Source organism: Robinsoniella sp. RHS (genome assembly GCF_001029355.1).
Taxonomy (GTDB): domain Bacteria; phylum Bacillota; class Clostridia; order Lachnospirales; family Lachnospiraceae; genus Robinsoniella; species Robinsoniella peoriensis.
Genome location: NZ_JNGB01000259.1, coordinates 1 through 5344, shown reverse-complemented (window position 1 = coordinate 5344; position 5344 = coordinate 1). Strand labels below are relative to the sequence as shown.

At 43.1% G+C, this 5344-nt stretch carries 2 protein-coding genes and 1 rRNA gene; all 3 read right to left on the bottom strand.

Translation table 11 applies throughout. The annotated features are described in order from the left end of the window. On the bottom strand, nucleotides 1–285 hold a 285-nt coding region (locus RHS_RS29620; protein WP_047835266.1), incomplete at its 3' end, for a response regulator. Continuing rightward, entirely contained in the window at nucleotides 272–2026 is a 1755-nt protein-coding gene (locus RHS_RS29615) for a sensor histidine kinase (RefSeq protein ID WP_395023680.1), read from the bottom strand. The genes RHS_RS29620 and RHS_RS29615, both read right to left, overlap by 14 nt. A gap of 503 nt (nucleotides 2027–2529) precedes the next feature. Continuing rightward, nucleotides 2530–5344, bottom strand: a 23S ribosomal RNA gene (locus tag RHS_RS29610); the annotation flags it as partial.

Sequence of the window (5344 nt, the reverse complement as noted above, 5' to 3'; positions counted from 1 at the left end):
TTCTTTCACAAATTCAAAATCATCGTAAGCACTTAATGCTACAAACAACACGTCCGGATATTCTTGTTTAGCCATTCGGATAAGCTCTACCCCATTTATAAGCGGCATACTCATATCAGTAACAACCAGATGAAATATCTCCTGATGCATGAGCTCCAATGCCTGTTTTCCATTTACAGCTTCCGCTGAAATAACAAAATTATACTTTTTCCAGGGTATCATTTCTTTCGCTGCATATCTGAAATTTTGATCATCGTCAACGATTAGTACTTTATAACTGCTCATAAAGCTCTACCTCCTTCGTTTCCTGATACAATGGCAGTCTGATTTCAATCTTCGTTCCTTCTCCTTCTTCACTAGTAATTCGGAAATCATAAGCATTTTTGTAATATGCAGATAATCTTTCCATTACAATTTTGATACCTATACTATTAAAACCCTTATACTTTTTCTCTTTATGCAAAATCTCATCCAGCCTTTCTTCTGAGAATCCTACTCCATTATCCTCAATCCTTAAGACTAAAGAATGATCCTCTGCTGATACCTTTATCCTTATTTCTCCCTCACCCGTAGACATGTCAATCCCGTGATAAATAGAGTTTTCTACTAATGGCTGCAATATAAACCCCAGCATCTTAAATTCCTTTGCAAGAGGATCCACTTCATAAACAACTTGAAAAGCATCTCCATATTTCGCCTTTTGTAAAAATATATACTGGTGAATATAGTTTACTTCTTCTTCTACCGTAATGAAAGCATCCGTCTTTTTTATAGCAAAACGCATAAGGGATATTACAGAATCCACCATTTTCTCCACTTCCGGATCATTTTTCTTGTGAGCAAGCCATTTCACAGATCCCAGCGTATTGTAAAGAAAATGGGGATTAATCTGTGCCTGAAGTGCATTAAACTCGGCCTCTTCTTTAGCAAATTTCTCTTTTGCTAAATTGTCAATCAGATTCTCAATCTGAACAGACATATAATTAAACTGTAATCCAAGCATACCAATTTCGTCATAGCTAACCGGCCGGACTCTTGCTTTAAAATCCCCCTTTTCAATCTTCTTCATATTCTCTTCCATAAGTGTTAAATTCCTGGTAATCGTTTTGGATATAATCCAGGTAAATAATACTGCAAATCCAATGCTCACCAGTGCAATTAGAGCAGCTGCCAGAAAAATAAACTCCTCTTTCTTCATCAGTTCCCGCACTTTTATCAGACTTATAACATGCCACTGCTTCTTACTGCTTAAAATACTTGTTACCTGATATTCCTCATTCTCATAACTCACTCTGTAGTTTTTGAGAAAATAATCTTTATCTTCATCAAATACAATTCCCTGTAAAGATTGATTCTCTAAATCATAACAATAGTTTTGCAATACTGCTGAATGGGCATTGGTAATAATAAGATTCTCATTCGATAACAGTTCGTCTCCCCTGTCAATAAAGTCAAAAAAGGTCTGGTTCATAAAAAAGCACAGCAATCCCTTTTCCTCAAAATTCTTGTCATTTACAATCATTCTTACAAATACAATCTCACCATCCAGCACCGTCCATGCAATCGGACTGCTTTTTGTCACTAATCCCCTTAGATCATTCAGCTTCTTTTTAGCATCTGACATATCCTGTACCTCAGTTCCGCTTCTGCTAAACCGATATACCATTCCATACTTTGATTCTAGAATCGCTGCCCTGGAATACTGATAAAGGGATGGCTGCTGTATAATTGTATCTGCAAAGTTCGTGTTCTTCTCCACGTATTCGACAGAATCATCTTCAATATTTTTCTGCGACAGTAACTCCTTTGTACTCTGAAAATTAACAATTCGATATGATGTACTTTCAAACTCCCCAATACGTTCATCCAGATTATAAGCAATTTGCTTTACCAGGTTATTCGATAACTTTTCAGCATTTTCTACCATAATCTCCTTAAAAATAATAATACCAGCAATACCTGAACATAATATTGCAAATACGCTGACAAATATAAGAGAAATCATAATCTTCCTCTTCAATTTCATATTTTTCAACTGCTTCATCATCAGTAATAGATTATCCCACATAATATTCATCTTTTAGAAGAGCCAATTGGTAATTAAAATATTATTACTTCAATATTACTTCAATAAATCCTGCCCTTCTTACCTCCTCCTTTTCTGATATGATCCCTCCTGATATGTTCCCTCCCAATATATTTCCTCCTAATATGTTCCACTAATATATTTCCTCCTAATATGTTTCCACCTGATATGTTCCCTCCTAATATGTTCCCTCCTAATATCACCTACAGTTTAATACATTACCTTGGAATCTACAATATAATTATTAGTCCCATACGGCACCTGATCCGTAGATAAATTAATCTCGAGCTTATAAAAAAGCGCACAAAAAAAGCAGCTATCCTTAGCTGCCTTACATGCATATACCTTCAAAATCACACATAGAAATTCATCAAATTATCATCCGTTCTTGCATTACCAACTTCGTTGATCATATCAACTTTATTGACATTATCCTAAACCTTATGGATAAGCCTTCGACCTATTAGTATTAGTCAGCTCCATACATTACTGCACTTCCACCTCTAACCTATCTACCTCGTCGTCTTCAAGGGGTCTTACCGCTTATGCGGGGGATATCTCATCTTGAGGGGGGCTTCACGCTTAGATGCCTTCAGCGTTTATCCCTTCCCGACTTGGCTACCCGGCCATGCTCTTGGTAGAACAACCGGTACACCAGAGGTCAGTCCAACCCGGTCCTCTCGTACTAAGGTCAGCTCCTCTCAAATATCCTACGCCCACGCCGGATAGGGACCGAACTGTCTCACGACGTTCTGAACCCAGCTCGCGTACCGCTTTAATGGGCGAACAGCCCAACCCTTGGGACCTACTACAGCCCCAGGATGCGATGAGCCGACATCGAGGTGCCAAACCACTCCGTCGATGTGAACTCTTGGGAGTGATAAGCCTGTTATCCCCAGGGTAGCTTTTATCCGTTGAGCGATGGCAATCCCACTTTATACCACCGGATCACTAAGTCCTACTTTCGTACCTGCTCCACCCGTCGGTGTCACAGTCAAGCCTTCTTCTGCCTTTGCACTCTGCGAATGGTTTCCAACCATTCTGAGAAGACCTTTGAGCGCCTCCGATACCCTTTCGGAGGCGACCGCCCCAGTCAAACTCCCCGCCTGACATTGTCCCACCACCGGATCACGGTGGCTGGTTAGAAATCCAATACTGCAAGGGTGGTATCCCAACAATGACTCCTTCACAACTGGCGTTGTGAATTCTCAGTCTCCCACCTATCCTGTACATGCAATACCGAATCCCAGTATCAAGCTGGAGTAAAGCTCCATGGGGTCTTTCCGTCCTGGCGCAGGTAACCAGCATCTTCACTGGTATTTCAATTTCACCGGATGCATTGTCGAGACAGTGCTCAAATCATTACGCCTTTCGTGCGGGTCGGAACTTACCCGACAAGGAATTTCGCTACCTTAGGACCGTTATAGTTACGGCCGCCGTTTACTGGGGCTTAAATTCAATGCTTCGCTTGCGCTGACATCTCCTCTTAACCTTCCAGCACCGGGCAGGCGTCAGCCCATATACTTCACCTTGCGGTTTTGCATAGACCTGTGTTTTTGCTAAACAGTTGCTTGAGCCTATTCTCTGCGGCCTCTTTCGAGGCACCCCTTCTCCCGAAGTTACGGGGTCATTTTGCCGAGTTCCTTAACAATGCTTCTTCCGTCGGCCTTAGGATTCTCTCCTCATCCACCTGTGTCGGTTTACGGTACGGGTATAATATAAACAATAGCGGCTTTTCTTGACAGCTGGCTCACACACTTCGCTACTTTAGTTCGCTCCACGTCACGTCTTCAGATTGTAGTACGGATTTGCCTTTACTACTCCTACCCCGCTTGTACCGGTTTTTCCATTCCCGGATTGTGCTTTCCATCTGTGTCCCCACAGTTCTGTTATACTATAGTACAGGAATCTCAACCTGTTGTCCATCGACTACGTCTTTCGACCTCGCCTTAGGCCCCGACTTACCCAGAGCAGATCAGCTTTACTCTGGAAACCTTGGATATTCGGCCGGAAGGATTCTCACCTTCCTCTCGCTACTCATTCCAGCATTCTCTCTTCTTAACAATCCACTGCTCCTTACGGTACAGCTTCGTCTCAGTTAAGAATGCTCCTCTACCAATGACTATGTCATTCCTCAGCTTCGGTGTTGTGTTTTAGCCCCGGACATTTTCGGCGCAGGACCTCTCGACTAGTGAGCTATTACGCACTCTTTTAATGTATGGCTGCTTCTGAGCCAACATCCTAGTTGTCTTCGAAATCCCACATCCTTTTCCACTTAACACACACTTTGGGACCTTAGCTGGAGGTCTGGGCTCTTTCCCTTTTGACTGCCCAACTTATCTCGTGCAGTCTGACTCCCATACATCATCTATACGGCATTCGGAGTTTGATATTCTTTGGTAAGCTTTGACGCCCCCTAGGAAATTCAGTGCTCTACCTCCGTTAGACTAATATGAGGCTAGCCCTAAAGCTATTTCGAGGAGAACCAGCTATCTCCGGGTTCGATTGGAATTTCTCCCCTATCCACACCTCATCGCCACCCTTTTCAACGGATGTGCGTTCGGTCCTCCATTACCTTTTACGGTAACTTCAACCTGGACATGGATAGATCACCCGGTTTCGGGTCTACTCTGACTGACTCTTTCGCCCTGTTAAGACTTGGTTTCCCTCCGGCTCCACACCTTGAGTGCTTAACCTTGCCAGCCAGCGTAACTCGCTGGACCGTTCTACAAAAAGTACGCGGTTCCACATATAAAGTGGTTCCACAGCTTGTAAACACAGGGTTTCAGGTTCTTTTTCACTCCCCTCCCGGGGTTCTTTTCACCTTTCCTTCACAGTACTATGCACTATCGGTCACTAAGTAGTATTTAGCCTTGGGGGGTGGTCCCCCCGACTTCCCACAAGGTTTCTCGTGTCTCGTGGTACTTTGGATACTGCCTGCTCTCTTCTGGTTTCAAATACGGGGCTTTCACCCTCTCTGGCCGGATTTCCCAAAACCGTTCTTTTACCATTCAAGTCACGTTATGCAGTCCATAACCCCGGAATGCACGCATTCCGGTTTAGGCTCCTCCCATTTCGCTCGCCGCTACTTTGGGAATCGAGTTTTCTTTCTTTTCCTCCGGGTACTTAGATGTTTCAGTTCCCCGGGTTCCCTTCCATACGTTATGTATTGGCGTATGGATACTTGAGGTTTGCTCAAGTGGGTTTCCCCATTCAGATATCTCTGGATCGTAGGATATTTGCTCCTCCCCGAAGCTT